This window comes from Streptomyces sp. NPDC051211 (assembly GCF_040689505.1).
In the GTDB taxonomy this organism is placed as follows: Bacteria; Actinomycetota; Actinomycetes; order Streptomycetales; family Streptomycetaceae; genus Streptomyces.
Genome location: NZ_JBFBAV010000001.1, coordinates 20,865 through 46,563 on the forward strand (window position 1 = coordinate 20,865; position 25,699 = coordinate 46,563).

At 67.7% G+C, this 25,699-nt stretch carries 38 protein-coding genes; all 38 read right to left on the bottom strand.

The features are described from left to right. Positions 1-12 precede the first annotated feature (12 nt). The 38 genes from glmM to AB0447_RS00300 all read right to left on the bottom strand — a co-directional run bounded on the left by glmM (position 13) and on the right by AB0447_RS00300 (position 25,691). Positions 13-1,371 (bottom strand): phosphoglucosamine mutase, encoded by a 1,359-nt coding sequence (gene glmM / locus AB0447_RS00115; RefSeq protein ID WP_366474122.1) that lies wholly within the window; start codon positions 1,369-1,371, stop codon positions 13-15. A gap of 148 nt (positions 1,372-1,519) precedes the next feature. After that, entirely contained in the window at positions 1,520-2,041 is a 522-nt protein-coding gene (gene rpsI / locus AB0447_RS00120; RefSeq protein ID WP_366474123.1) for a 30S ribosomal protein S9, read from the bottom strand. A gap of 42 nt (positions 2,042-2,083) precedes the next feature. Further along, positions 2,084-2,527 carry a 50S ribosomal protein L13 gene (rplM, locus tag AB0447_RS00125; protein ID WP_150209254.1) on the bottom strand — a complete coding sequence of 148 codons (444 nt, stop codon included), beginning with the start codon at positions 2,525-2,527 and terminating at the stop codon, positions 2,084-2,086. Between the two features lie 208 nt (positions 2,528-2,735). Further along, positions 2,736-3,965, bottom strand: coding sequence for a glycosyltransferase family 87 protein (locus tag AB0447_RS00130; protein WP_366474124.1), 1,230 nt, complete (start codon positions 3,963-3,965; stop codon positions 2,736-2,738). A gap of 30 nt (positions 3,966-3,995) precedes the next feature. Next, entirely contained in the window at positions 3,996-5,615 is a 1,620-nt protein-coding gene (locus AB0447_RS00135; RefSeq protein WP_366474125.1) for an ATP-binding cassette domain-containing protein, read from the bottom strand. A 61-nt stretch (positions 5,616-5,676) separates the two neighbouring features. Beyond that, positions 5,677-6,999, bottom strand: a complete 1,323-nt coding sequence (locus tag AB0447_RS00140; protein WP_366474126.1) for a hypothetical protein — start codon at positions 6,997-6,999, stop codon at positions 5,677-5,679. A gap of 96 nt (positions 7,000-7,095) precedes the next feature. After that, positions 7,096-7,962 (bottom strand): tRNA pseudouridine(38-40) synthase TruA, encoded by an 867-nt coding sequence (truA, locus tag AB0447_RS00145; protein WP_366474128.1) that lies wholly within the window; start codon positions 7,960-7,962, stop codon positions 7,096-7,098. Between the two features lie 92 nt (positions 7,963-8,054). Further along, complete coding sequence (gene rplQ / locus AB0447_RS00150; protein ID WP_366474129.1) at positions 8,055-8,543, bottom strand: 50S ribosomal protein L17; 489 nt, start codon at positions 8,541-8,543, stop codon at positions 8,055-8,057. A 108-nt stretch (positions 8,544-8,651) separates the two neighbouring features. Next, positions 8,652-9,674, bottom strand: coding sequence for a DNA-directed RNA polymerase subunit alpha (locus AB0447_RS00155; protein ID WP_010473911.1), 1,023 nt, complete (start codon positions 9,672-9,674; stop codon positions 8,652-8,654). A gap of 155 nt (positions 9,675-9,829) precedes the next feature. After that, positions 9,830-10,234, bottom strand: coding sequence for a 30S ribosomal protein S11 (rpsK, locus tag AB0447_RS00160; protein WP_003956432.1), 405 nt, complete (start codon positions 10,232-10,234; stop codon positions 9,830-9,832). A gap of 68 nt (positions 10,235-10,302) precedes the next feature. After that, positions 10,303-10,683 (bottom strand): 30S ribosomal protein S13, encoded by a 381-nt coding sequence (gene rpsM / locus AB0447_RS00165; RefSeq protein WP_356886083.1) that lies wholly within the window; start codon positions 10,681-10,683, stop codon positions 10,303-10,305. Positions 10,684-10,884: 201 nt separating this feature from the next. Next, positions 10,885-10,998 (bottom strand): 50S ribosomal protein L36, encoded by a 114-nt coding sequence (gene rpmJ / locus AB0447_RS00170; protein WP_003956441.1) that lies wholly within the window; start codon positions 10,996-10,998, stop codon positions 10,885-10,887. Between the two features lie 62 nt (positions 10,999-11,060). Beyond that, complete coding sequence (gene infA, locus AB0447_RS00175; protein WP_003956442.1) at positions 11,061-11,282, bottom strand: translation initiation factor IF-1; 222 nt, start codon at positions 11,280-11,282, stop codon at positions 11,061-11,063. Between the two features lie 138 nt (positions 11,283-11,420). Beyond that, on the bottom strand, positions 11,421-12,272 hold the full coding sequence (gene map, locus AB0447_RS00180; protein WP_366474130.1) for a type I methionyl aminopeptidase: 852 nt from the start codon (positions 12,270-12,272) through the stop codon (positions 11,421-11,423). Between the two features lie 100 nt (positions 12,273-12,372). Then, the gene (locus AB0447_RS00185; protein ID WP_366474131.1) at positions 12,373-13,020 is read right to left on the bottom strand and encodes an adenylate kinase; all 648 of its coding nucleotides are present in this window, start codon (positions 13,018-13,020) and stop codon (positions 12,373-12,375) included. Beyond that, on the bottom strand, positions 13,020-14,339 hold the full coding sequence (gene secY / locus AB0447_RS00190; protein WP_366474132.1) for a preprotein translocase subunit SecY: 1,320 nt from the start codon (positions 14,337-14,339) through the stop codon (positions 13,020-13,022). The genes AB0447_RS00185 and secY overlap by 1 nt, the downstream gene beginning before the upstream one ends. 187 nt (positions 14,340-14,526) lie before the next feature. Continuing rightward, positions 14,527-14,982 (bottom strand): 50S ribosomal protein L15, encoded by a 456-nt coding sequence (gene rplO, locus AB0447_RS00195; protein WP_366474133.1) that lies wholly within the window; start codon positions 14,980-14,982, stop codon positions 14,527-14,529. Positions 14,983-14,984: 2 nt separating this feature from the next. After that, positions 14,985-15,167, bottom strand: a complete 183-nt coding sequence (gene rpmD / locus AB0447_RS00200; RefSeq protein WP_053682614.1) for a 50S ribosomal protein L30 — start codon at positions 15,165-15,167, stop codon at positions 14,985-14,987. Beyond that, positions 15,167-15,772: a 30S ribosomal protein S5 gene (gene rpsE / locus AB0447_RS00205; protein ID WP_030201551.1), complete on the bottom strand. Its 606-nt coding sequence runs from the start codon at positions 15,770-15,772 to the stop codon at positions 15,167-15,169. The genes rpmD and rpsE overlap by 1 nt, the downstream gene beginning before the upstream one ends. A gap of 45 nt (positions 15,773-15,817) precedes the next feature. Then, positions 15,818-16,201 carry a 50S ribosomal protein L18 gene (rplR, locus tag AB0447_RS00210; protein WP_366474134.1) on the bottom strand — a complete coding sequence of 128 codons (384 nt, stop codon included), beginning with the start codon at positions 16,199-16,201 and terminating at the stop codon, positions 15,818-15,820. A gap of 3 nt (positions 16,202-16,204) precedes the next feature. After that, entirely contained in the window at positions 16,205-16,744 is a 540-nt protein-coding gene (gene rplF / locus AB0447_RS00215) for a 50S ribosomal protein L6 (protein ID WP_042812337.1), read from the bottom strand. A gap of 20 nt (positions 16,745-16,764) precedes the next feature. Beyond that, entirely contained in the window at positions 16,765-17,163 is a 399-nt protein-coding gene (rpsH, locus tag AB0447_RS00220; protein ID WP_042812335.1) for a 30S ribosomal protein S8, read from the bottom strand. A gap of 220 nt (positions 17,164-17,383) precedes the next feature. Next, positions 17,384-17,569 (bottom strand): type Z 30S ribosomal protein S14, encoded by a 186-nt coding sequence (locus AB0447_RS00225; protein WP_003956452.1) that lies wholly within the window; start codon positions 17,567-17,569, stop codon positions 17,384-17,386. A gap of 5 nt (positions 17,570-17,574) precedes the next feature. Next, positions 17,575-18,126 carry a 50S ribosomal protein L5 gene (rplE, locus tag AB0447_RS00230; RefSeq protein ID WP_030298216.1) on the bottom strand — a complete coding sequence of 184 codons (552 nt, stop codon included), beginning with the start codon at positions 18,124-18,126 and terminating at the stop codon, positions 17,575-17,577. Then, positions 18,126-18,449, bottom strand: a complete 324-nt coding sequence (rplX, locus tag AB0447_RS00235) for a 50S ribosomal protein L24 (RefSeq protein ID WP_351320257.1) — start codon at positions 18,447-18,449, stop codon at positions 18,126-18,128. Before rplX ends, rplE begins: the two co-directional genes overlap by 1 nt. 2 nt (positions 18,450-18,451) lie before the next feature. Then, complete coding sequence (gene rplN, locus AB0447_RS00240) at positions 18,452-18,820, bottom strand: 50S ribosomal protein L14 (RefSeq protein ID WP_003956455.1); 369 nt, start codon at positions 18,818-18,820, stop codon at positions 18,452-18,454. Positions 18,821-18,920: 100 nt separating this feature from the next. Next, a complete protein-coding gene (rpsQ, locus tag AB0447_RS00245; RefSeq protein WP_093656384.1) occupies positions 18,921-19,205 on the bottom strand; it encodes a 30S ribosomal protein S17 in 285 nt (94 codons plus the stop codon). Further along, complete coding sequence (rpmC, locus tag AB0447_RS00250) at positions 19,205-19,429, bottom strand: 50S ribosomal protein L29 (RefSeq protein WP_366474136.1); 225 nt, start codon at positions 19,427-19,429, stop codon at positions 19,205-19,207. Before rpmC ends, rpsQ begins: the two co-directional genes overlap by 1 nt. Next, complete coding sequence (gene rplP / locus AB0447_RS00255) at positions 19,429-19,848, bottom strand: 50S ribosomal protein L16 (RefSeq protein WP_028812370.1); 420 nt, start codon at positions 19,846-19,848, stop codon at positions 19,429-19,431. The genes rpmC and rplP overlap by 1 nt, the downstream gene beginning before the upstream one ends. Positions 19,849-19,853: 5 nt before the next feature. Next, positions 19,854-20,690 (bottom strand): 30S ribosomal protein S3, encoded by an 837-nt coding sequence (gene rpsC, locus AB0447_RS00260; protein ID WP_150209240.1) that lies wholly within the window; start codon positions 20,688-20,690, stop codon positions 19,854-19,856. Next, positions 20,690-21,037, bottom strand: a complete 348-nt coding sequence (gene rplV, locus AB0447_RS00265) for a 50S ribosomal protein L22 (protein WP_030201575.1) — start codon at positions 21,035-21,037, stop codon at positions 20,690-20,692. The genes rpsC and rplV overlap by 1 nt, the downstream gene beginning before the upstream one ends. Before the next feature lie 43 nt (positions 21,038-21,080). Next, positions 21,081-21,362, bottom strand: a complete 282-nt coding sequence (gene rpsS / locus AB0447_RS00270; RefSeq protein ID WP_007265903.1) for a 30S ribosomal protein S19 — start codon at positions 21,360-21,362, stop codon at positions 21,081-21,083. Between the two features lie 12 nt (positions 21,363-21,374). Continuing rightward, positions 21,375-22,211, bottom strand: a complete 837-nt coding sequence (gene rplB, locus AB0447_RS00275; RefSeq protein ID WP_352193897.1) for a 50S ribosomal protein L2 — start codon at positions 22,209-22,211, stop codon at positions 21,375-21,377. Positions 22,212-22,250: 39 nt separating this feature from the next. Then, on the bottom strand, positions 22,251-22,571 hold the full coding sequence (rplW, locus tag AB0447_RS00280) for a 50S ribosomal protein L23 (protein WP_366474137.1): 321 nt from the start codon (positions 22,569-22,571) through the stop codon (positions 22,251-22,253). Continuing rightward, entirely contained in the window at positions 22,571-23,221 is a 651-nt protein-coding gene (gene rplD / locus AB0447_RS00285) for a 50S ribosomal protein L4 (RefSeq protein ID WP_366474138.1), read from the bottom strand. Before rplD ends, rplW begins: the two co-directional genes overlap by 1 nt. A gap of 5 nt (positions 23,222-23,226) precedes the next feature. Continuing rightward, positions 23,227-23,871, bottom strand: coding sequence for a 50S ribosomal protein L3 (gene rplC / locus AB0447_RS00290; RefSeq protein ID WP_366474139.1), 645 nt, complete (start codon positions 23,869-23,871; stop codon positions 23,227-23,229). A 14-nt stretch (positions 23,872-23,885) separates the two neighbouring features. Continuing rightward, positions 23,886-24,194: a 30S ribosomal protein S10 gene (rpsJ, locus tag AB0447_RS00295; RefSeq protein WP_003948644.1), complete on the bottom strand. Its 309-nt coding sequence runs from the start codon at positions 24,192-24,194 to the stop codon at positions 23,886-23,888. Between the two features lie 456 nt (positions 24,195-24,650). After that, positions 24,651-25,691: a hypothetical protein gene (locus tag AB0447_RS00300; RefSeq protein ID WP_366474140.1), complete on the bottom strand. Its 1,041-nt coding sequence runs from the start codon at positions 25,689-25,691 to the stop codon at positions 24,651-24,653. Positions 25,692-25,699 lie beyond the last annotated feature (8 nt).

Consider the following 25,699-nt stretch of genomic DNA (forward strand, 5'->3'; position numbering starts at 1 on the left):
CTCGGACGCCCTTCAGCCGAGCGCGGACTTCACCACGTCCGCCAGGCGCCCGGCGACCGACTGGGCCTGCTCGATGTCGGCAGCCTCGACCATCACCCGAACGAGTGGCTCCGTACCGGACGGACGGAGCAGCACCCGTCCGGTGCTGCCCAGCTCGCGCTCCGCGTCGGCGACCGCCGCGGCGAGTTCGGCGGAGGTGCCGACCCGGGACTTGTCCACGTCCGGGACGTTGACGAGCACCTGCGGCAGCCGCCGCATGACGCGCACCAGATCGGCCAGCGAGCGGCCGGTGGCGGCGACCCGGGCCGCCAGCATCAGGCCGGTCAGCGTGCCGTCGCCGGTGGTCGCGTGGTCCAGGATGATCACGTGGCCGGACTGCTCGCCGCCGAGGGCGTAGCCGTTCTCCTTCATCGACTCCAGCACGTAGCGGTCGCCGACGCCGGTCTGCACGAGCTCGATGCCCTCGGCCTCCATGGCCAGCTTGAAGCCGAGGTTGGACATGACGGTGGCCACGACGGTGTTCTTGCGCAGCTGGCCGGCCTCGCGCATGGCGAGTGCCAGCACGGCGAGGATCTGGTCGCCGTCGATCTCCTCGCCGGCGCCGTCCACGGCCAGGCAGCGGTCGGCGTCGCCGTCGTGCGCGATGCCGAAGTCGGCGCCGTGCTCGATCACGGCCTGCTTCAGCAGGCCCAGGTGGGTGGAGCCGCAGCCGTCGTTGATGTTCAGGCCGTCCGGCTCGGCGCCGATGGTGACGACCTCGGCCCCGGCGCGGGCGAACGCCTCCGGGGAGACCCGGGCAGCCGCGCCGTGCGCCTCGTCCAGGACGATCTTCAGGCCGTCCAGGCGGTTGGGAAGGACCGCGATGAGGTGGGCGATGTACTTGTCGAAGCCCTCGTCGTAGTCGCTGACCCGGCCGACGCCGGCGCCCGTGGGGCGCTGCCAGGGGGCACCGGTGCGGTGCTCCTGGTAGATGGACTCGATCTTGTCCTCGAGCTCGTCGGCGAGCTTGTGGCCGCCCCGGGCGAAGAACTTGATGCCGTTGTCGGGCATGGCGTTGTGGCTGGCGGAGAGCATCACACCGAGGTCGGCGCCCAGCGCGCCGGTGAGATACGCCACCGCCGGGGTGGGCAGCACACCGACGCGCAGGACGTCCACGCCGGCGCTGGCGAGGCCGGCGACGACCGCCGCTTCCAGGAACTCGCCGGAGGCCCGCGGGTCGCGCCCGACGATCGCGGTGGGCCGGTGGCCCTCGAACGTGCCCGCCTCGGCGAGCACATGGGCTGCCGCCACGGAGAGGCCGAGTGCAAGCTCAGCCGTCAGATCCGCGTTGGCGACACCGCGTACACCGTCCGTGCCGAAGAGTCGTCCCACTTTTGTCCTCCGAGTTCGCGCTGGGTACTTCTTTGTACGTATACGTGACCGCGTGTGACAGATATGTGCCGCGTAGGGCGGTAAACGAACCGCCCCGGCAGCACAGAGCGTGCCGCCGGGGCGGATTCGTGCAGAGCAGCAGGCGAGATTAGCGCTTGCTGTACTGCGGAGCCTTGCGGGCCTTCTTGAGACCGGCCTTCTTGCGCTCGACCGCACGGTCGTCGCGGGAAAGGAAGCCGGCCTTCTTCAGCGCCGGGCGGTTGTTGTCGACGTCCGCCTCGTTGAGGGCGCGGGCCACGCCGAGGCGCAGGGCGCCGGCCTGGCCGGACACGCCGCCACCCGCGATGCGGGCGATGACGTCGTAGCGGTTGTCGAGCTCGAGCACCTTGAAGGGCTCGTTGACTTCCTGCTGGTGCACCTTGTTGGGGAAGTAGTCCTCAAGGGTGCGACCGTTGATCTTCCACTTGCCGGTGCCCGGAACGATCCGGACGCGGGCAATGGCGTTCTTGCGACGGCCCAGGCCGGCGGCCGGCTGGGGGTCGCCGAAGCGACCGGCAAGGGACTCGGAGGTGTAGTCGCCCTCGACGACGACCTCAGACTCGCTGGTGTACTCCTCGACGTTGCCCTCGAACTCGTCGACGGGGGTCGTCTCGGCGGTGGTCTCGGCCACGATGCTCCTCAGATTTCTTTACGTCTTAGGGGGTGGCCGGAACTACTGCGCGACCTGGGTGATCTCGAACGGCACCGGCTGCTGGGCAGCGTGGGGGTGCTGGTCGCCCGAGTAGACCTTCAGCTTCGAGAGCATCTGACGGCCCAGGGTGTTCTTCGGGAGCATGCCCTTGACGGCCTTCTCCACGGCCTTCTCCGGGTTGTCCGCGAGGAGGTCGCTGTAACGGACGGCACGGAGACCACCCGGGTAGCCCGAGTGGCGGTACGCCATCTTCTGGTTCGCCTTGTTGCCGGACAGGTGGACCTTGTCGGCGTTGACGATGATGACGAAGTCGCCCATGTCCATGTGGGGGGCGTAGGTCGGCTTGTGCTTGCCCCGGAGGAGGGCAGCGGCCTGGGTCGCCAGACGGCCGAGGACAACGTCCTGGGCGTCGATGACGAGCCACTGGCGCGAGATGTCGCCGGGCTTGGGGCTGTACGTACGCACGGTTCGTAGCCTTCGCTTCTTCAGTGATGGGTCCTGACAAGGGTCACCACGGAACGATCACGACAGCCCTGGTTCACGACGGGGACGCAACCCGTGTGTACCGCTGGTCATCGGCCCCGGTGGACCGGCGTAAGGGCCCTTTCACGTGAGAATGAACAAGCCAATACGCATAACGAACCAGCAGGATACCTGTGCTGACCCGGACGGGTCAAAACGCCGGTCGGGATCCCGCATCGACGGGCTCCTCGGCGCGCACGGATCCTGCAGTTCGTACGCTCACCAGGTTACCCCGGCCCGGTCGGGTGCACCCGACCATCAGGGTGACGGCCAGCACGCACAGCGTGAAACAGTCCTTGAAGGCCCGCCGCTCCCCGCCCAGGAACCAGTTCCACGGCATGCCCACCAACTGGGGCACCACGGCCACCCAGAACCACGGCGAACACGGTGCCGACCCCGCCCGCACCGCCGAGGCGAACAACAGCGGAAGCACCACCAGCAGGTAGTGGTCGAAGGACGGCCGGGACACCAGAAATGCGGCGAGCATCACCATGCAGGCCGTCTCCGCCAGCCGCATCTCCTCGTCGCCCCCGGGCCGGCTCCAGCGCCGCCACACCGCCCACAGCCCGGCCAGCGCCAGCACCCCGGCCGCGAGCACGGCGGCCGGCTCCGGCACCCCCAGCCTGGGCAGCACCGCGATCGGCGAGGCGTCCCACGGCAGCGCGTACGAGTCCTGGCCCTTCAGCAGGAACGGCAGCGTCTTGGTGAAGAACAGCGTCGGGCTGGGCATCAGCAGCGCCCCGGCCAGCGACAACCCGACCGGCACCAGCACGGCGGCGGCCAGTCCCCGCCACTGCCGGGCCAGCAGGAACAGCAGGGCGACCGGCACCAGCATCGGCTTGGCGGCGATCGCCAGCCCGATCACCACCCCCGCGGCCACCCACCGCGCGCGGTGCGCCAGCAGCAGCGCACAGGGCAGGGCGGCGGCCGAGATGGCCGTCCAGTTCCCGATCAGGACCAGGTTGACGTACGGCTTGTAGGCGATCGCGAAGGCGGCGAAACCGAGGACCGCGAACCGCGAGCGGGTGGGCACCGAGAACAGCCGCATCGCGCACCACCAGCCGAAGGCCAGCAGCCCGGACAGGACCACCGGCAGCACCCAGCGCAGCACCCCCGTGGGCAGCAGCGCCTCCGGCACCGCCATCAGCACCGCGCTGGGCAGGTACAGGAACCGCTTGTCCTCGTACGGGGAACCGCCCGCCAGCAGCGTGTCCGCGGCCTTCACCACGAAGGCGTTGTCCGAGCCCCAGTTGTGCCGGAGGCTGGTGGACACGCAGATGCCCAGCACCACCGCGAGCGAGACCGCCTGCCAGGGCCGCGAGGCGGGCCGCAGCAACCATCCGAGAAGGGCGAGCCCGCGCCCCGCGACGTCCAGCCTCACCACGTGCTCCCCCTCAAGGCGTCCCTCGGGCTACCGCTTGCGCTCGACCCTACGTTCATCCCATACCGGCTCGGCAGTTTCCCGCACCACGCCGTCCGAGCCGAAGACCAGATAGCGGTCGAAACTGCGCGCGAACCAGCGGTCGTGCGTGACGCACAGCACAGTGCCGTCGTACGACTCCAGGCCGTCCTGCAGCGCCTCCGCCGACTCCAGGTCCAGGTTGTCGGTCGGCTCGTCCAGCAGCAGCGCGGTGGTGCCGGCCAGCTCCAGCAGCAGGATCTGGAAACGGGCCTGCTGGCCGCCCGAGAGCTTCTCGAACGGCTGGTCGGCCTGCCGCTCCAGCTCGTAGCGGCGCAGGGCGCCCATCGCCTGGCCCAGCGGCTTCGCCGCCTCCGTCCACAGGATGTCGACGAGCGTGCGGCCGAACAGCTCCGGGTGGGCGTGGGTCTGCGCGAAGTGGCCGGGGACCACCCGCGCGCCCAGCTTCCACGTACCCGTGTGCTTGACGTCCTCGCCCGCCATCAGCCGCAGGAAGTGCGACTTCCCGGAGCCGTTCGAGCCCAGCACCGCGACCCGCTCCCCGTAGAAGACCTCCAGCGAGAAGGGCTTCATCAGGCCGGTCAGTTCGAGGTTCTCGACGGTGAGCGCGCGCACGCCCGTACGGCCGCCCTTGAGCCGCATCCGGATGTCCTGCTCCCGCGGCGGCTCCGGCGGCGGGCCGGCCTCCTCGAACTTCTGGAAGCGGGTCTGCATCGCCCGGTACCGCGAGGCCATGTCGGGGCTGCTCGCGGCCTGGTTGCGCAGCCGCAGCACCAGGGCCTTCAGCCGTGCGTGCTCCTCGTCCCAGCGCCGCTTGAGCTCCTCGAAGCGCGCGAAGCGCTCCTTCCGGGCGTCGTGGTACGTGCCGAAGCCCGCGCCGTGCACCCACACGTCCGTGCCCATGGGGCTCGGCTCCAGGCTGATGATCTTCTCGGCGGCCTGGGTGAGCAGCTCCCGGTCGTGGCTGACGAAGAGCACCGTCTTGCGGGTGGCCTTCAGCTGCTCCTCCAGCCACCGCTTGCCCGGGACGTCCAGGTAGTTGTCCGGCTCGTCGAGCAGCAGCACCTCGTCCGGCCCGCGCAGCAGCGCCTCCAGCACGAGCCGCTTCTGCTCACCGCCCGACAGCGTGCGCACCTCGCGGAACTGCGCCTTGTCGTACGGCACGGCGAGCGCGGCCATGGTGCAGACGTCCCAGAGGGTCTCCGCCTCGTAGCCCTGGACGTCGGCCCAGTCGCTGAGCGCCTGCGCGTACGCCATCTGGGAGGACTCGTCGTCCACCGTCATGATCAGGTGCTCGGCACGGTCGACGGCCTTCGCGGCCTCCCGAATGCGCGGCTGGGACACCGACACCAACAGGTCGCGCACGGTCGTCTCGTCCCGTACGGACCCCACGAACTGCGACATCACGCCGAGCCCGCCGCTGACGGTGACCGAGCCGCCGTGCGGCTGGAGCTCCCCGGAGATCAGCTTGAGCAGGGTGGTCTTGCCGGCCCCGTTCGCCCCCACGAGGGAGACCACCGACCCCTCGCCCACCCGGAAGGAGACGTCGGGGAGCAGTACCCGCCCGTCGGGAAGGTAGTACTCCAGGTGGCTGGCTTCGAGATGTCCCATGCGGGCATTCAACCTCCCCGCACGGGACTCACCCAAACGGATTCCCGTTCCGGCGCTCGGATCAGGAGTTGCGGCGCTTGCGGGCCAGGGCCCACAGGGCGGCGCCGAGCACGATGGCGGCGGCGGCGATCCCGCCGGCGGTGAGGGCGGTGGAGCCGGTGCGGGCGAGGCTGCCGCGGGTGTCGACGCCGCCGTCCGGGCCGGTGGCGGTCGGCGCGGGGGCCGGGACCGTGGTCGGCGTGGGCCCGGGCGTGCCGGTCGGGGTCCCGGTCACCGTCGCGGTGGGGGTCGTGGTCGGGGTCGGGCTGCCGGTGGGCGCGGTGGTCGGTGCGGTGCTGGTCGTCGGGCTCGGGCTGGGAGTCGGGCCGGGGCCCGGGTTCTGGCCGTCGTCCGCCGTCACCGTGATCGTGATCTTCGCGGAGTTGTTGGCCGGGGTGATGTCCCACAGGTGCAGCGGGTACGTACCGGGCTCCTGCCAGCTGACGAACGGCCGGCCCTCCGGGTCGAAGCGGAATTCGCCCTCGTAGACACCCGGCCTCACCCAGGAGGCGATCTTGAAGACGGCGTTGACCGGGCCGCTGCCCGGGGTGAGGTGCTGCCCCGCCGGCGGGCAGTTCCACCGGGTCACGCCCTTCCGGGTGACCGGGTCACAGTCGCCCTTGACGTAGGTGAACCCCTCGCCGAGCAGGAACTCGGTACTGGCCACCCGGTAGGCGGGGTTGAACGTGTGGATCGACCCCGGCCCGCGGTTGTGCCAGCGCGCGCTCAGCCGCACCTCGCCGCCGGCCTTCCCGGTGGCGGAGGCGCCGGTGACGCCGAGGTCGGGCCGGCCGGCGGGGTTCGTCAGGCTGACCGTCTCCGCGAAGGAACGGTCCTCCTCGAAGCGGTCCGTGGCCGCGATCTTCAGCTCGGGCCCCTTGCCGGGCTGGAGAGAGAACCCCGGCCACCGCTTCCGCTCGTCCGGCCCGTCCGGGAAGACCTCGACCGAGTGGACGGCCTTCCAGAAGTCCGCCTTGGCGGTCAGCTCCATCCCCTCGGGCAGCCGGTAGGACGCCCCGGGCAGGAACGGGCCCGTGAGGGTGCAGGCCACGAGCCGGCTGCGGTGCACCTGGTGGGTCGCGTACTCACAGTTCGAGAACCGCTGCTCGTACGACAGCCCCGGCTGCGTGTAGAGGTACAGGCGTACGCGCTCCACCGGCTGCTGACCCGCATGGGTGAAGCCGAACCGGATCTTCTGCTTCTGCCCCGCCTTGATCTTCGTCGGAATGCTGTAGCCGCCCAGGGCCAGGTCCGAGGTGGCGGGCGGCAGGCCCGCCCGGGCCGGCGCCGCCGCCCCGAACAGCATCAGGCCCACCGCGGCCGCCGCAACCGTCACACGCTTCATGAAGTACCGCTCCCCCGTTGTTCGTCCGTCTCAGGAACAGACCAACGGGCGCCGCCCGGGTTGCCCCGGACCAAGATCACGAATCGGCAACGGCGATCAGCAGCAGCCGGAAGACACGGCCCCGGCCCCCGGCAGGGTCCGCATGTTCCGCGCCGCCTTGTTGCGGGCGGCGAGCAGCTCGTCGGCCGGGTAGCCGACCTCTTCGAGGGTCAGCCCGTGCGGCCGTACGACGTGCACGGCGGAGTCCCGTACGCCCGCGGCCAGCACCTTCCCGGGCCAGTCGGCGGGCCGGTGGCCGTCGCCGACGTGCAGCAGGGCGCCCACCAGGGACCGCACCATGTTGTGGCAGAACGCGTCGGCCCGCACGGTCGCGGTCACGATGCCGTCCTCCGCCCGCTCCCAGCTGAGCTGCTGGAGGGTCCGGATGGTCGTGGCGCCCTCGCGCTTCTTGCAGTACGCGGCGAAGTCGTGCTCGCCCAGCAGCGCCTTGGAGGCCTCGTTCATCGCGGCCACGTCCAGCGGCCAGTCGTGCCACAGCACGTGGCCGCGGCGCAGCGGGTCGACACCGCCCTTGTGGTCGCCGACCCGGTAGGCATACCGGCGCCAGATCGCCGAGAAGCGCGCGTTGAAGCCCGCCGGCGCCTCGGCCACCCGCCACACCCGGACGTCGTGCGGCAGCCGCCCCGCCAGTCGCCGCAGCAGCTTGTCGTGGTGCTCGGCCCAGACCTCCTCGGTCAGGTCGACGTGGGCCACCTGGCCGCGGGCGTGCACGCCCGCGTCGGTCCGCCCGGCCACCGTCAGCTCCACCGGCTCCGGCAGCCGCATCACGGTCTTCAGGGCCGACTCCAGCTCGCCCTGGACGGTCCGCCGCGCCGTCTGCTTCGCCCAGCCGGAGAAGTCCTTGCCGTCGTACGACAGGTCCAGCCGCACCCGGACGTGCCCGGGCTCCACCTCGTCACTCACGCATGAATCCTCTCGTACATCGAGAACACGAAACGGGCCCGCCCCCGCGAGGGGGACGGACCCGTTCCAAGCCTTACGGCCGACCGGAAGGCTTAGGCCTCCTTGGTCTCCTCGGCCGGAGCCTCGGTGGCCTCGGTCTCGGTGGCGTCGGCCTTGGCCTCGGCCTCCTTCACCGCACGCTTGGTGGCGGCCTCGGCCTCACCGGTGGCCTGCTGGGCCACGGTCAGCGCCTCGACCAGCTCGATGACCGCCATCGGGGCGTTGTCGCCACGACGGTTGCCGATCTTGGTGATACGGGTGTAACCACCGGGGCGGTTCTCGTACCGGGGGGCGATCTCGGTGAACAGCGTGTGCACGATGCTCTTGTCCGTGATCGTCGCCAGGACGAGGCGACGGTTGTGGATGTCGCCCTTCTTCGCCTTGGTGATCAGACGCTCGGCGACCGGACGCAGGCGGCGGGCCTTGGCCTCGGTCGTGGTGATGCGGCCGTGCTCGAAGAGCGACTTCGCGAGGTTCGCGAGCAGAAGCTTCTCGTGCGCGGCGGAGCCGCCGAGGCGGGCGCCCTTCGCGGGACGCGGCATGGTGTTTCTCCTCTGTGCTGCACCGGCCGTGTCAGGTACCGGTGTCAGTCCCTTCCGACGGTTGCCGGAGGGTGTGCGGGGCGTACGGAGTACGCCCCGCAAGCCTTGCTAGTACTGCTCGGTCTCGACGAAACCGGCGTCCGCGTCGTCGTCGGCGCCGAAGGCGTCGGCGGCGGCGGTCGGGTCGAATCCGGGCGGGCTGTCCTTGAGGGCCAGGCCCATGCCGGCCAGCTTCGCCTTGACCTCGTCGATCGACTTCGCACCGAAGTTGCGGATGTCGAGCAGGTCGGCCTCGGAGCGGGCGACGAGCTCACCCACGGAGTGGATGCCCTCGCGCTTGAGGCAGTTGTAGGACCGAACGGTGAGCTCGAGCTCCTCGATCGGCAGCGCCAGGTCGGCGGCCAGGGCGGCGTCGGTCGGGGACGGGCCCATGTCGATGCCCTCGGCGTCGATGTTGAGCTCGCGGGCCAGACCGAACAGCTCGACCAGGGTCTTGCCGGCGGACGCCATGGCGTCGCGCGGGCGCATGGCCTGCTTGGTCTCGACGTCGACGATCAGCTTGTCGAAGTCGGTGCGCTGCTCGACTCGGGTCGCCTCGACCTTGTAGGTGACCTTGAGGACCGGGCTGTAGATGGAGTCGACCGGGATGCGGCCGATCTCCTGGCCCAGCTGCTTGTTCTGGACGGCGGAGACGTAGCCGCGACCGCGCTCGACGGTCAGCTCCATCTCCAGCTTGCCCTTGCCGTTGAGGGTGGCGAGGACCAGGTCCGGGTTGTGCACCTCGACACCGGCCGGGGGCGCGATGTCGGCAGCGGTGACCAGGCCGGGACCCTGCTTGCGCAGGTACATCACGACCGGCTCGTCGTGCTCCGAGGAGACGACCAGCTGCTTGATGTTGAGGATGAGGTCGGTGACGTCCTCCTTGACGCCCGGCACGGTGGTGAACTCGTGCAGGACACCGTCGATGCGGATGCTGGTGACAGCGGCACCCGGGATCGAGGAGAGGAGCGTACGGCGCAGGGAGTTGCCGAGGGTGTAGCCGAAGCCCGGCTCCAGCGGCTCGATCACGAACCGCGAGCGGTACTCGTCGACGACCTCTTCGGTCAGCGAAGGACGCTGAGCGATAAGCATGTCTTCATTCCTTCAGTCGTGGACGCCCACTATTTGACGCCCGACTCACCGGGCGGTAGCCCGATATGTACTACAGCTACAGAGTACGGGCGGCACGTCCCCCGAAGGGGTCGTACCGCCCGGACACTCAAAGACGCACAGGTGCGTCCGCTGCGTCAGACGCGGCGGCGCTTCGGCGGGCGGCAGCCGTTGTGCGGGGTGGGGGTGACGTCCTGGATCGAGCCGACCTCGAGGCCGGTGGCCTGGAGGGAGCGGATCGCGGTCTCGCGGCCGGAGCCCGGACCCTTGACGAAGACGTCAACCTTGCGCATGCCGTGCTCCTGCGCGCGGCGGGCGGCCGACTCGGCGGCCATCTGCGCGGCGAAGGGGGTGGACTTGCGCGAGCCCTTGAAGCCGACGTGGCCGGCGGAGGCCCAGGAGATCACGTTGCCGGACGGGTCCGTGATCGAAACGATGGTGTTGTTGAACGTGCTCTTGATGTGCGCGTGGCCGTGAGCGACGTTCTTCTTTTCCTTGCGGCGCACCTTCTTGGCAGCGCCCTGACGACCCTTGGGGGGCATCTCTTACTCCTACAGGGAGGTGGTCGGTCCTACAGCGCAAGACCGCTGGAAAGCGTGTCCGCTGAGGACTACTTCTTGCCCGGCTTCTTCTTGCCGGCGATGGCGCGACGCGGGCCCTTGCGGGTACGGGCGTTCGTGCTGGTGCGCTGACCGTGGACCGGCAGGCCACGGCGGTGGCGCAGACCCTGGTAGCAGCCGATCTCGACCTTGCGGCGGATGTCGGCCTGGATCTCGCGGCGGAGGTCACCCTCGGTGCGGAGGTTGGCGTCCACGTACTCGCGGATCTTGACCAGGTCCTCTTCGGCCAGGTCACGAACGCGGGTGTTCGGGTTCACGCCGGTGGAGTCGAGGATCTCCTTGGACCGGGTGCGCCCGATACCGAAGACGTAGGTGAGTGCGATCTCCACACGCTTTTCGCGCGGGATGTCAACACCGGAAACGCGTGCCATTCAATGGCTCCTGTGTGTTCGGGGGTCTTCAACAAAGCCGCTCCCGGCACGCCGACCCCTCTGGACAGAGGAGTGGTACGACCGGGTCCCCGGCCCCCGCCGGAGGTGCCGCCGACCCTTGCGGGCTGGGCGGGCTTTGCCATGTGTACGTATACGTGCGTCGCGCGAAGAACTGCGAAATTGCAGGTCGGTCGGCGTGCGTCAGCCCTGGCGCTGCTTGTGGCGCAGGTTGTCGCAGATGACCATGACCCGACCGTGACGGCGGATCACCTTGCACTTGTCGCAGATCTTCTTGACGCTCGGCTTGACCTTCATGTGTCTGAGGTTCTCCGGGTCAGTGCCACCACCCCGCGGGAAGCGGGATGCGGGGGCAAGATCTACTTGTATCGGTAGACGATCCGGCCACGCGTCAGGTCGTAGGGAGAGAGCTCCACCACGACCCGGTCATCCGGGAGGATACGGATGTAGTGCATCCGCATCTTGCCGCTGATGTGCGCGAGGACCTTGTGACCGTTCTGGAGTTCCACCTTGAACATCGCGTTCGGGAGGGACTCGATCACGGTGCCCTCGATCTCGATGGCACCTTGCTTCTTGGCCACGCTTCGCCTTTCGAATCGGCTACCTTGATCGGCTCGGTGCGCCATGCAGGCATGGGTATGCACGTGAGCCGACGAGTCAGTCTACGTCAGGGCACCCAGAAAGACGAATCCGGAAAGTTTGCCCATGAGTCTAGATCATTAACCGAGGGGATCCGGCGCGGTGGTCACGCCGTACTCCGCCAGCTTCGCCTTGCCGCAGTCCGGGCTGGTCAGGACGATCGGGCCGGCCTCCGTCAGGGCGATGGAGTGCTCCCAGTGCGAGGACCAGGTCCCGTCCGTGGTGATGACCGTCCAGTCGTCCGCCAGCACCTCCGTCTGGGCGGTACCCAGGGAGACCATCGGCTCGATCGCCAGGCAGACGCCCGGCACCAGCTTGATCCCCTTGCCCCGCTTGCGCGAGACGTAGTTCAGCAGGTGCGGGTCCATGTGCATCTCGGAGCCGATGCCGTGGCCGCCGTAGTCCTCGATGATCCCGAACTTCCCGAGGCTGTGGTCACCGGCGGCCGGACGCGGCTGGCGCCTGATGTACGTCTCGATCGCCTTCGAGATGTCCACCAGCCGGTTGCCCAGCTTCATCGCCGCGATACCGGCCCACATCGACTCCTCGGTCACCCGGGAGAGCTCGACCAGCTCCGGAGCGTGTCCGTTGCCGACGAAGGCGGTGTACGCCGCGTCACCGTGCCAGCCGTCCACGATCGCACCGGCGTCGATCGAGATGATGTCGCCGTCCTTGAGGACCGTCTTCTCGTCCGGGATGCCGTGGACCACGACCTCGTTCACCGAGGTGCAGATCGTGGCGGGGAACCCGCCGTACCCCAGGAAGTTCGACTTCGCACCGTGGTCGGCGATCACCTTGCGGGCCACCATGTCCAGATCCCGCGTCGTGGCGCCCGGTACGGCCGCCTCACGGGTCGCCGCGTGAATGGCGGCGACGACCAGCCCCGCCTCGCGCATCTTCGCGATCTGCTCCGGGGTCTTGATCTGGACCATGCCTGCCTTGCCTCTCGTACGGGACCTGTGTGCTCAACGTGCTCAACACTACGGCCGCGGCGTCCGGAGGACACCGCGGCCGTGTGTACCGACTGGCGGGTTACTTCTTCAGCGCTTCCATCGCGCGCCGGGTGACGTCGTCCACCTTGCCGAGCGCGGAGATCGTCACCAGCAGGCCCTGGGCCTTGTAGTAGTCGATGATCGGCTCGGTCTGCGTGTGGTAGACCTCGAGGCGACGGCGGACCGTCTCCTCGGAGTCGTCACCGCGCTGGTAGAGCTCGCCACCGCAGATGTCGCAGACACCCTCGGTCTTCGGCGGGGCGTACGCCACGTGGAAGACGTGCTTGTCCTCGTTGCGGCACAGCCGGCGCCCGGCGATCCGCTTGACGACCTCGTCCTCCTCGACCTCGAGGTCGAGGACGGCGTCCAGCTTCATGCCCTCGGCCTTCAACATCACGTCGAGGGCCTCGGCCTGCGAGACGTTGCGCGGGAAGCCGTCGAGCAGGAAGCCGTTCTCGGCGTCCGGCTGCTCCATGCGGTCCTTGGCCATGCCGATGGTGATCTCGTCGGGGACGAGGTCGCCGGCGTCCATGTACGCCTTCGCACGCTTGCCCAGCTCTGTTCCCTGGCTGATGTTGGCGCGGAAGAGGTCCCCCGTGGAGATGTGCGGGATGGCCAGGTTCTTGGCGAGGTACGCGGCCTGCGTACCCTTGCCCGCACCCGGAGGCCCGACGAGGACGATTCGCATCAGCGGAGGAACCCTTCGTAATTGCGCTGCTGGAGCTGGCTCTCGATCTGCTTCACGGTTTCCAGACCCACACCCACGATGATCAGGATGCTCGTCCCGCCGAACGGGAAGTTCTGGTTCGCCCCGAAGCCGGCCAACGCCATCGTCGGCACAAGGGCGATGAGACCCAGGTACAGCGACCCCGGCCAGGTGATCCGGTTGAGCACGAAGCTCAGGTACTCGGCAGTAGGTCGACCGGCCCGGATGCCCGGGATGAAGCCACCATACTTCTTCATGTTGTCGGCCACTTCCTCCGGGTTGAACGAAATCGCCACGTAGAAGAACGCGAAGAAGACGATCAGGAGGAAGTACATGGAGATGTGGAACGGCGCGTTCGTGTCCGCGAGGTGGCGCTGGACCCAGGCGGCCCATGGTGCCGTGGAACCGCTGAACTGAACGACGAGAGCCGGGATGTAGAGCAGCGACGAGGCGAAGATGACGGGAATCACACCCGCCTGGTTCACCTTGAGCGGGATGTAGGTAGACGTCCCGCCGTACGCGCGGCGCCCGATCATGCGCTTCGCGTACTGAACCGGAATGCGACGCTGGGCCTGCTCGACGAAGACCACCAGGGCCACCATCGCCAGGCCGACGAGGATGACCACGCCGAACTCGACCCAGCCATCGGCGATCTTGCCCTGGAGCTTGATCTGCCACAGAGCGCCGATGAAGCCGGCCGCGATCGAAATGAACATCAGGATGGACATGCCGTTGCCGATGCCGCGGTCGGTGATCAGCTCACCGAGCCACATGACGACGGCGGTACCGGCGGTCATGGTGACCACCATGACGACGGTCGTGAAGATCGAGCGGTTCGGAACGATCTGGCCGGCCACCTGGCAGCCCTGGAACAGGGCGCCGCTGCGGGCGGTGGCGACGAGGCCGGTGCCCTGGAGGATCGCCAGCGCGATCGTCAGATAGCGCGTGTACTGAGTGATCTTCGCCGTGCCGGACTGCCCCTCTTTTTTGAGGTTCTCCAGCTTCGGGATGACCACGGTCAGCAGCTGCAGGATGATGCTCGCCGTGATGTACGGCATGATGCCGAGCGCGAAGATCGTGATCTGCAGCAGTGCTCCACCGCTGAACATGTTGACCAGGCCGAAGAGGCCGCCGTTCGAGCCGGCCTGTGCCTGGTCGACACAGAACTGGACGTTCTTGTAGCTCACGCCGGGGACCGGGATGTGGGACCCGAGTCGGTACAGCACGATGATGGCGAGCGTGAAGAGCAGCTTCTTGCGCAGGTCGGGCGTCTTGAACGCCCGGGCGAACGCGGTGAGCACGGTGCCTCCTGCGACCCCCGCGCTACTGCGTCAGAGGTGACGGTCTAAGGATTCGAGGATTACGACAAAGCAAAGGTGCAGGCCACCTTACCGGCGACTGCGCCCCCCGTGGAACGACCAACCGGGGATGCCCCATATGTGAGGCATCCCCGGTCGATTTCACTCGCTATGAGCCACTGAACTCGTCTCAGACGAGCTCGGTGACGGTGCCGCCGGCGGCGGCAATCTTCTCCTTGGCGGAGCCGGAGACGGCGTCAACCGAAACCTGCAGTGCCACGGAGATCTCGCCCTGGCCCAGGACCTTGACGAGGCTGTTCTTGCGAACAGCGCCCTTCTCGACGAGACCGGCCACGGTGACCTCTCCACCCTCGGGGTAGAGCTCGGCCAGCTTGGCCAGGTTCACGACCTGGTACTCGGTGCGGAACGGGTTCTTGAAGCCCTTGAGCTTCGGGAGACGCATGTGGAGGGGCATCTGCCCACCCTCGAAGCGCTCCGGAACCTGGTAACGCGCCTTGGTGCCCTTGGTACCACGACCGGCCGTCTTACCCTTCGACGCCTCACCGCGACCCACACGGGTCTTCGCGGTCTTGGCGCCCGGGGCGGGACGGAGGTTGTGGATCTTGAGCGGGTTGTTCTCCGCCATGATCAGTCGACCTCCTCAACCGTCACGAGGTGGCGGACGGTCTGCACCATTCCGCGGAACTCGGGGCGGTCCTCCTTGACGACCACGTCGTTCAGGCGCTTGAGCCCGAGCGAACGCAGGGTGTCGCGGTGGTTCTGCTTGCTGCCGATGTACGACTTCGTCTGCGTGATCTTGAGGCGAGCCATTACGCACCCGCCCCAGCACGCGCACGAAGGAGAGCCGCGGGGGCGACGTCCTCGAGCGGCAGACCACGGCGAGCCGCGATCTCCTCGGGACGCTGCAGGCCCTTCAGGGCCTCCACGGTCGCGTGCACGATGTTGATCGCGTTGTCGGAGCCGAGCGACTTCGACAGGATGTCGTGAACGCCGGCGCACTCCAGAACGGCGCGCACCGGGCCACCGGCGATAACACCGGTACCGGGGGAAGCAGGCTTCAGCAGGACGACGCCCGCAGCCTTCTCACCCTGGATCGGGTGCGGGATGGTGCCCTGGATACGGGGGACCTTGAAGAAGTGCTTCTTGGCCTCCTCAACACCCTTGGCGATGGCGGCCGGCACCTCCTTGGCCTTGCCGTAACCGACACCTACGGTGCCGTCACCGTCACCCACCACGACGAGCGCGGTGAAGGAGAAACGACGACCACCCTTGACAACCTTGGCGACGCGGTTGATCGCGACAACGCGCTCAACGTACGCGGTCTTCTCGGCGGCAGCAGCGCCACCGTCGCGACCCTTCCGGTCCCGCCGCTCGCCGCCACCGGCACCGCTTCCGCGGCGCTGGGGTCCAGCCATTGGATTACCTCTCTCTGTTACGTCCGTTAGTCCCGGAACCGGGGCTTAGAACTTCAGCCCGGCTTCGCGGGCGGCGTCAGCCAGAGCGGCAATGCGCCCGGCGTACCTGTTGCCACCACGGTCGAACACGACGGCCTCGACACCGGCGGCCTTGGCGCGCTCAGCGACCAGGGCACCGACCTGCTTGGCCTGCGCGGACTTGTCGCCCTCGCCACCGCGGATCGAAACGTCCAGGGTCGACGCGGACGCCAGGGTGTGGCCCTGGAGGTCGTCGATGACCTGAGCAACGATGTTGCGGTTGGAACGCGTCACGACGAGGCGCGGACGCTCCGCCGTACCCGACACGTTCTTGCGGATGCGGATGTGGCGGCGGGCCTTGGCGGCACGCTTGTAAGCGTCGCCCTTGGCGATCTTCACACCGTATGCCATGGCTTACTTACCAGCCTTTCCGACCTTGCGGCGGATGACCTCGCCGGCGTACTTGACGCCCTTGGCCTTGTACGGGTCGGGCTTGCGCAGCTTGCGGATGTTCGCCGCAACCTCGCCGACCTTCTGCTTGTCGATGCCCTCGACCGAGAACTTGGTCGGCGACTCGACCTTGAAGGAGATGCCCTCGGGCGCCTCCACCAGGATCGGGTGGCTGTAACCGAGCTGGAACTCCAGGTCGGAGCCCTTCGCGGCGACGCGGTAACCGACACCGCTGATCTCGAGCGCCTTCGTGTATCCCGTGGTCACACCGGTGATCATGTTGGCCACCAGCGTGCGGGACAGGCCGTGGAGGGCCTTGTTCTGACGCTCGTCGTTCGGACGGGTGACGTTCAGAACGCCGTCCTCGCCCTTAACGATCTCGATGGGGGCGGCAACGGTGTGCGTCAGGGAGCCCTTGGAGCCCTTGACGGTGACCGTGCGGCCATCGATGGTGACGTCCACGCCGGCGGGAACCGGGATGGGGAGCTTGCCGATACGAGACATAGCTTTTCCTCCGTTCCCGACTACCAGACGTAGGCGAGGACTTCCCCACCCACGCCCTTCTTCTGCGCCTGCTGGCCGGTCAGGAGACCGTGGGACGTGGAGATGATCGCCACGCCAAGGCCGCCGAGAACCTTCGGCAGGTTGGTGGACTTCGCGTACACGCGCAGACCCGGCTTCGAGATGCGCTTGATGCCGGCGATCGAACGCTCGCGGTTCGGACCGAACTTCAGCTCGAGAACGAGGTTCTTGCCGACCTCGGCGTCCTCGACCTTCCAGCCGGTGATGAAACCCTCCTGCTTGAGGATTTCCGCGATGTGCGACTTGATCTTGCTGTGCGGCATCACGACGGAGTCGTGGTACGCCGAGTTAGCGTTACGCAGACGCGTGAGCATGTCTGCGATCGGGTCAGTCATGGTCATGAAGTGGCCTTCGGCCTCTCTCGCCGGGGTTTCCTGTATGCGCCATCCCTCTCCCCACTCTTTGGCGGGACGGGTGCGGTGCGGGGACCTACGGCGTAGTAAGTCGACGGGCGGCGGACGCCCAACCCCACTAGCCTACGGCATGGGGGATCGGGCCTCCGCCGGCCCAGATGCTTACCGAGAGTTCCGGGGACCCCTTACGTCCAAAGGACGGAAGGGATTACCAGGAGCTCTTGGTCACGCCCGGCAGCTCGCCACGGTGAGCCATCTCACGGAGGCACACGCGGCACAGGCCGAACTTGCGGTACACGGAGTGGGGACGACCGCAGCGCTGGCAGCGGGTGTACGCACGCACACCGAACTTGGGCTTGCGGGCAGCCTTCGCGATGAGAGCCTTCTTCGCCATCTCGCTTACGCCTCCTTGAAGGGGAAGCCGAGGTGACGAAGGAGGGCACGGCCCTCGTCGTCGTTGGTCGCCGTGGTGACCACGGTGATGTCCATACCCCGGGTACGGTCGATCTTGTCCTGGTCGATCTCGTGGAACATGACCTGCTCCGTGAGACCGAAGGTGTAGTTGCCACGGCCGTCGAACTGCTTCGGCGACAGACCACGGAAGTCACGGATACGCGGCAGCGCGAGCGACAGCGTACGGTCCAGGAACTCCCACATGCGGTCACCACGGAGGGTGACGTGGCAGCCGATCGGCTGACCCTCGCGCAGCTTGAACTGCGCGATGGACTTGCGGGCCTTGGTGACGGCCGGCTTCTGACCGGTGATCGTGGTGAGGTCGCGGATGGCGCCGTCGATCAGCTTGGAGTCGCGAGCGGCGTCGCCCACACCCATGTTGACCACGATCTTCACGAGGCCGGGAATCTGCATGACGTTCTCGTAGGAGAACTCCTCACGCAGCTTGCCCGCGATGTCCTCGCGGTACTTCGTCTTCAGACGCGGAGTGGTAGCCATCAGATGTCCTCACCCGTGCGCTTGGCAACACGGATCTTGTTGCCCTCGTCGTCGAAGCGGAAGCCGACGCGGGTGACGACCTTCTTGCCGTCCTTCTCCACAACCAGCTGAACGTTGCTGACGTGGATCGGGGCCTCGGTGATCACAATGCCACCGGCCTGCGAACCACCAGCGGTCTGACCGGCCTTGGTGTGCTTCTTGACCCGGTTGACACCCTCGACCAGAACGCGGTTCTCAGCGGGGATGGCCTGAATGACCTTGCCCTGCTTGCCCTTGTCCTTACCGGTGATGACCTGAACCAGGTCGCCCTTCTTGATCTTCATGCTTACAGCACCTCCGGCGCGAGCGAGATGATCTTCATGAACTTCTTCTCGCGCAGCTCACGGCCCACCGGGCCGAAGATACGGGTGCCACGAGGGTCGCCGTCGTTCTTGAGAATGACAGCGGCGTTCTCGTCGAAGCGGATGTACGAGCCGTCCTGGCGGCGGCGCTCCTTGACGGTGCGAACGATGACCGCCTTGACGACGTCACCCTTCTTCACGTTGCCGCCGGGGATCGCGTCCTTGACGGTGGCGACGATGACGTCACCGATGCCCGCGTAGCGGCGACCGGAGCCACCGAGAACACGGATGCAAAGGATCTCCTTGGCACCAGTGTTGTCGGCGACACGCAGTCGCGACTCCTGCTGGATCACGTCTATCTCCTGTTTGTCTGCCGGTTCCCGGCGAGGGGTCCGTTACCGGAACCCCTCGCCGAGCCTGGCGGAACTGACCCGAGGGAAACCCCTCGAGTGATTACTTGGCCTTCTCGAGGATCTCGACGACGCGCCACCGCTTGGTGGCGGACAGCGGCCGGGTCTCCATCAGGAGGACGCGGTCGCCGACGCCGGCAGCGTTCTGCTCGTCGTGCGCCTTGAGCTTGTTCGTACGGCGGATGACCTTGCCGTACAGCGCGTGCTTGACACGGTCCTCGACGGCGACGACGACGGTCTTGTCCATCTTGTCGCTGACGACCAGACCCTCGCGGGTCTTGCGGAAGCCGCGCTCGGTCTTGTTCTCAGTCACGTTGCTCTCGCTCATCAGGCGCTCTCCACCGTCTCGATGCCGAGCTCGCGCTCGTGCATCAGGGTGTAGATCCGGGCGATGTCCTTGCGGACGGCCTTGAGGCGGCCGTTGTTCTCCAGCTGACCCGTGGCCGCCTGGAAGCGCAGCTTGAACAGCTCTTCCTTGGCCTCGCGCAGCTTGCCAACGAGCTCCTCGTTGCCGAGCTCACGCAGCTCGGACGCCTTGGTTCCCGTCGCCATCACGACTCACCTGCCTCGCGCCGCACGATCCGGCACTTCATCGGAAGCTTGTGAGCAGCGCGGGTAAGCGCCTCACGAGCAATCTTCTCGTTCGGGTAGGACAGCTCGAACATGACCCGGCCCGGGTGCACGTTGGCGATCCACCACTCGGGAGAACCCTTACCGGAACCCATGCGGGTCTCGGCAGGCTTCTTCGTCAGCGGACGGTCCGGGTAGATGTTGATCCAGACCTTGCCGCCACGCTTGATGTGGCGGGTCATCGCGATACGAGCCGCTTCGATCTGGCGGTTCGTCACGTACGCCGGGGTCAGCGCCTGGATGCCGTACTCGCCGAATGCGACCTCAGTGCCACCCTTCGCCATACCGCGACGCTTCGGGTGGTGCTGCTTGCGGTGCTTGACCCTACGAGGGATCAGCATGTCGGTCAGGCCTCCGTTCCGGTGCTCTCAGCCGGAGCGGCAGCGGGAGCCTCGGCCTTGGGGGCCTCGGCGCCGGCAGCCTGCTGCGGCTTGCGGCCGCCACGGCCGCCACGCTCGCCACCGCGACCACCACGGCCACCGGCCGGACGGTCGGCGCCACCACGGGCCGGGCGGTTACCCGCACGGGCGGCAGCGTTCTCAGCGCGAACCTCGGCGATGTTCTTGACATCGCCCTTGTAGATCCAGACCTTCACGCCGATGCGGCCGAAGGTGGTCTTGGCCTCGAAGAAGCCGTACTCGACGTTCGCGCGCAGCGTGTGCAGCGGCACACGACCCTCGCGGTAGAACTCCGAGCGGGACATCTCGGCGCCGCCGAGACGGCCACCACACTGGATCTTGATGCCCTTGGCGCCGGCCTTCATGGCGGACTGCATGCTCTTGCGCATGGCCCGACGGAAGGAGACGCGGGAGGACAGCTGCTCGGCAACGGCCTGGGCCACGAGCTGAGCGTCGACCTCGGGGTTCTTGACCTCGAGGATGTTCAGCTGGACCTGCTTGCCGGTGAGCTTCTCGAGGTCGCCGCGGATGCGGTCGGCCTCGGCGCCACGGCGGCCGATGACGATGCCCGGGCGGGCGGTGTGAATGTCCACGCGGACACGGTCACGGGTGCGCTCGATCTCAACCTTCGAGATGCCGGCGCGCTCCATGCCGGACGTCATCATCCGACGGATGGCGACGTCTTCCTTGACGTAGTCCTTGTACAGCTTGTCGGCGTACCACCGCGACTTGAAGTCGGTGGTGATGCCGAGCCGGAACCCGTGCGGGTTTACCTTCTGGCCCATTACCGGGTTCCTTCCTTGCTGCTGACGACCACGGTGATGTGGGAGGTCCGCTTGCGGATCCGGTAGGCACGGCCCTGAGCGCGCGGACGGAACCGCTTCAGGGTCGGGCCCTCGTCAACAAACGCCTCGCTGATGAACAGCGAGGAGGCGTCCGTGTGGTTGTAGTTGTGCGCGGCGTTGGCAATGGCGCTGTCAAGCACCTTGCCGACCGGCACAGACGCGGCCTGCGGGGCGAAACGCAGGACCGCCTGGGCCTCCGTGGCGTCCATGCCACGGATGAGGTCCACCACACGGCGGGCCTTCATGGGCGTGACGCGGATGTACCGCGCCTGGGCCCTGGCTTCCATGGTTGTCCCTTCGATGTAAGTCATTAGTCGTTCCACCCCGCGATTAGCGGCGCTTCGACTTCCGGTCGTCCTTGACGTGGCCGCGGAAGGTGCGAGTCGGCGAGAACTCGCCGAGCTTGTGGCCGACCATGGACTCGGTGACGAACACCGGGACATGGGTCTTGCCGTTGTGCACCGCGATGGTGTGACCCAGCATGCTGGGGATGATCATCGAGCGACGGGACCAGGTCTTGATGACGTTCTTGGTGCCGGCTTCGTTCTGGGCGTCCACCTTCTTTACGAGGTGGTCGTCGACGAAGGGCCCCTTCTTGAGACTGCGCGGCATCTAAACCCGCTCCTAGCGCTTCTTGTTCGTCTTGCGGCGGCGGACGATGTACTTGCTCGAAGCCTTCTTCGGCGAGCGAGTACGACCTTCCTTCTGACCCCACGGGGAGACCGGGTGGCGACCACCGGAGGTCTTGCCCTCACCACCACCGTGCGGGTGGTCAACCGGGTTCATCGCGACACCGCGGACGGTCGGGCGGACGCCCTTCCAGCGCATACGGCCGGCCTTGCCCCAGTTGATGTTCGACTGCTCGGCGTTGCCGACCTCGCCGATGGTGGCGCGGCAGCGCACATCGACCAGGCGGATTTCACCGGACGGCATACGGAGGTGCGCCATGGCACCTTCCTTCGCCAGCAGCTGCACGGAGGCACCCGCGGAACGGGCGAACTTGGCACCGCCACCGGGACGGAGCTCGATCGCGTGGATCGTGGTACCGACCGGGATGTTGCGGAGCGCCAGGTTGTTACCGGGCTTGATGTCGGCCGTCGGGCCGTTCTCGATCCGGTCGCCCTGGTTCAGGCCGCGCGGAGCGATGATGTAGCGCTTCTCGCCGTCCGCGTAGTGCAGGAGGGCGATACGAGCGGTGCGGTTGGGGTCGTACTCGATGTGCGCGACCTTGGCCGGCACGCCGTCCTTGTCGTGACGACGGAAGTCGATCACGCGGTAGGCGCGCTTGTGTCCGCCACCCTGGTGGCGAACGGTCACACGACCGGCGTTGTTACGGCCGCCCTTGCTGTGCAGGGGGCGGACCAGCGACTTCTCCGGCGTGGACCGCGTGATCTCGACAAAGTCGGCGACGCTGGAGCCACGACGGCCCGGAGTCGTCGGCTTGTACTTGCGGATACCCATTTCTCAGTCCTCGTCCGATATTCGGACCAGGGCGCTCCGTTAGGAGGCCTGGCCGAAGATGTCGATACGGTCGCCCTCGGCAAGGGTCACGATGGCGCGCTTGGTGTTCGCACGCTTGCCGAACCCAGTCTTGGTGCGCTTGCGCTTGCCCTGGCGGTTGATCGTGTTGACCCCGGTGACCTTGACCGAGAAGACCGCCTCGACGGCCTGCTTGATCTGGGTCTTGTTGGCGCGGGGGTCGACGATGAACGTGTACTTGTTCTCGTCCAGCAGCGCGTAGCTCTTCTCGGAGACGACCGGCTTGATCAGCAGGTCGCGGGGGTCCGTGAAGGTCTTGCTGGTGATCGTGGCCTCAGACATCAGCCCTCGTTCCCTTCGGTCTCAGCGGCCTTGGGGCCAGACACGAAGGACTCGAAAGCGGTCTGGGTGAAGACCACGTCGTCCGAAACGAGCACGTCGTACGTGTTCAGCTGGCCCGGCTCCAGGATGTGCACCTGGGGCAGGTTGCGGGCGGACAGCCACGCGGCCTCGTCGGCACGCTCGACGACCAGGAGCAGGTTCTTGCGCTCCGAGATCTTGCCGAACAGGACCTTGGCGGCCTTGGTGGAAGCGGCACCCTCGACCACGCCGGAGACGACGTGGATGCGGGAGTGACGGGCCCGGTCGGTGAGGGCGCCACGCAGAGCGGCGGCCTTCATCTTCTTCGGGGTCCGCTGCGAGTAGTCACGCGGCTGCGGGCCGTGGACAACGCCACCGCCGGCGAACTGCGGAGCGCGGGTCGAACCCTGACGGGCGCGGCCGGTGCCCTTCTGGCGGTACGGCTTCTTGCCACCACCGCGGACCTCGCCACGCGTCTTGACCTTGTGCGTGCCCTGACGGGCAGCGGCCAGCTGCGCGACGACGACCTGGTGGATCAGCGGAACGCTGACCTTGGCGTCGAAGATCTCGGCCGGGAGCTCGACGGTCCCGGTCTTGTCGCCTGCGGGCGACAGAATGTCAATGGTGCTCATAGTCCTCAGGCCCCCTTGGCCGCAGTGCGGACCAGGACGAGGCCGCCGTTCGGACCAGGAACCGCGCCCTTGATGAGCAGCAGGCCCTTCTCCGCGTCAACGGCGTGAACGGTCAGGTTCTGGGTGGTGACCCGGTCGTTACCCATGCGGCCGGCCATCTTCATACCCTTGAAGACACGGCCCGGGGTGGCGCAGCCACCGATCGAACCCGGCTTCCGGTGCACGCGGTGGGCACCGTGGGAGGCCTTGCCACCACGGAAGTTGTGGCGCTTCATGGCACCGGCGAAGCCCTTGCCCTTGCTCGTGCCCGTGACGTCAACCTTGACGCCGGACTCGAACACCTCGGCAGTGATCTCCTGGCCGAGCGTGTACTCGCTGGCGTCGGAGGTACGGAGCTCCACCAGGTGGCGGCGCGGGGTCACGTCGGCCTTGGCGAAGTGGCCCTTGAGGGGCTTGTTCACCTTGCGCGGGTCGATCTCGCCGAAGGCGATCTGGACCGACTCGTAGCCGTCGATGTCGTTGGTGCGGACCTGGGTCACGACACAGGGCCCGGCCTTGACGACGGTCACCGGGACGACCCGGTTGTTCTCGTCCCAGACCTGGGTCATGCCGAGCTTCTCGCCCAGGACGCCCTTGATCAGCTTAGCCATCTTCTCCGCGCCTCTCAGAGCTTGATCTCGATGTCAACGCCGGCCGGAAGGTCCAGGCGCATCAGCGAGTCAACGGTCTTGGGCGTCGGGTCGAGGATGTCGATCAGGCGCTTGTGCGTGCGCATCTCGAAGTGCTCGCGCGAGTCCTTGTACTTGTGCGGCGACTTGATGACGCAGTACACGTTCTTCTCAGTGGGCAGCGGCACCGGGCCTGCGACCGACGCACCAGTGCGGGTCACCGTCTCGACGATCTTCTTCGCCGAGGAGTCGATGACCTCGTGGTCGTAGGCCTTGAGCCGGATGCGGATCTTCTGTCCCGCCATGGCTACTCAGTAGTCCTTTGTCTAGTGAAACGCTCTGGAACTCGGCCGGCTGCGCTTACGCACCGCTTCTCTCCGACCCACGCGGTCGGGCGTGTCGCACTCCCGCTACAGAAAATTCCCATACGGAAATTCCCTGCTCAGAGGGTTTGCGATCCATCCGGACCACGCTTCGGGGGAGAAACACCCACCGAGTGCCTGGTCGGCATCCCGCCCACGCTTCCCGGAAGATTCCCGTACGTCCGCCCCATTGCTGCCCCGAGAGGCAGATAAAGGCGACGAGTACTGTGGGACTCGCTTCCGGTCCTCCCGGCGGGAGGCGCGCAGCATCGATACTCAACCGAGCAACCCCGACAGTCTGCCATACAAGGCACGTGCTCCGCCAATCGGGCCGAAGACAATACCCCTCCGCGCGTACGCGTCAAACTACGCCGCGCCCGCGGGACCGGGGTCCGGCCTTCAGGTCCGGGAGACCTGCCCACACCCCTCGTCGGAGCTCAGCTCCGTGCTCCTGTCGTACGGGTCCTCGGCGGGCCCGCTCGGGGCCGTACCGGGCGTACGGGCGTCACTGGGGAACGTGGGGTGCAGGAATCCGTCGTGCACGTCACAGGCCGAGTTCGCCATCTCGTTCGGGTACTCGATCACCGCGAGGGTGCCCTTGGTCACCTCGTACCGCCTTGGATCGTTCACGGCGACGGTGAGCTGCCGCCGCACGATGGTCCGCGCGACCTCCTCGGAGCCCTTCTTCGCCCGGACCAGCGGATACACGAAGGAGTAGTCGGCCTTCACCACCACTTCCCCGGGCCGCTCCGCCGCCTCGAACCACATCCGCCCGCGGGTCTTGACCGCGTCCCCCAGGACCCGCACCTCGGCGGGGTCGAACCGGGTGAACATCTGGACGGGGTCCTGCTTCTTGCCCGGGGCGGCCAGGCCCTTGACCAGCATCCCGTGCACCTCGGCCTGCCGGGGCTCCAGCAGCCGCAGGGCGGCCTCGGGCCGCTCCCCGCGCAGGGTGCGGGGGTCGACGTTGGCCGCGACGAGCAGCTCCTTGGTGCGGCGGAGCGCGTCCGCCACCTGCTGCTTGGTCATACCGCCGACGGCCTTGGCCTCGGGCACCTCGATCCCTGCGGCCCCGTCGGCCCACTGCGCGGCCGGCGACCCCCGGAACGGCTCCTTCACCGTCGGCTGATCCGCCACGACCGCCTCCGGCGGCGCGGTGGGCCGCCCCGTCTCGGCGGCCAAGGGCTTGGCGTCCCGCTGCTCGTCAGCCCCGGTGACCCGGTCGATGAGCAACTCCGGCCGCAGCACGACGAGCGCCAGGGCCGCGATGCCGACGACGGCGATGCCGGCCTTGACCTTCCCGCCCCTCCGCCGGCCGTGCATCTCCTGCCAGGCCGGCCCGGTCCGCCACCCCGGCGGCTCATGCCGCACGGCCTCGGCCTCCCGCCGGAACCACGGCTTCTTCTGCGCCCGGGCCCGCTCCCCATCATTTCCAGCCATTCCCACCC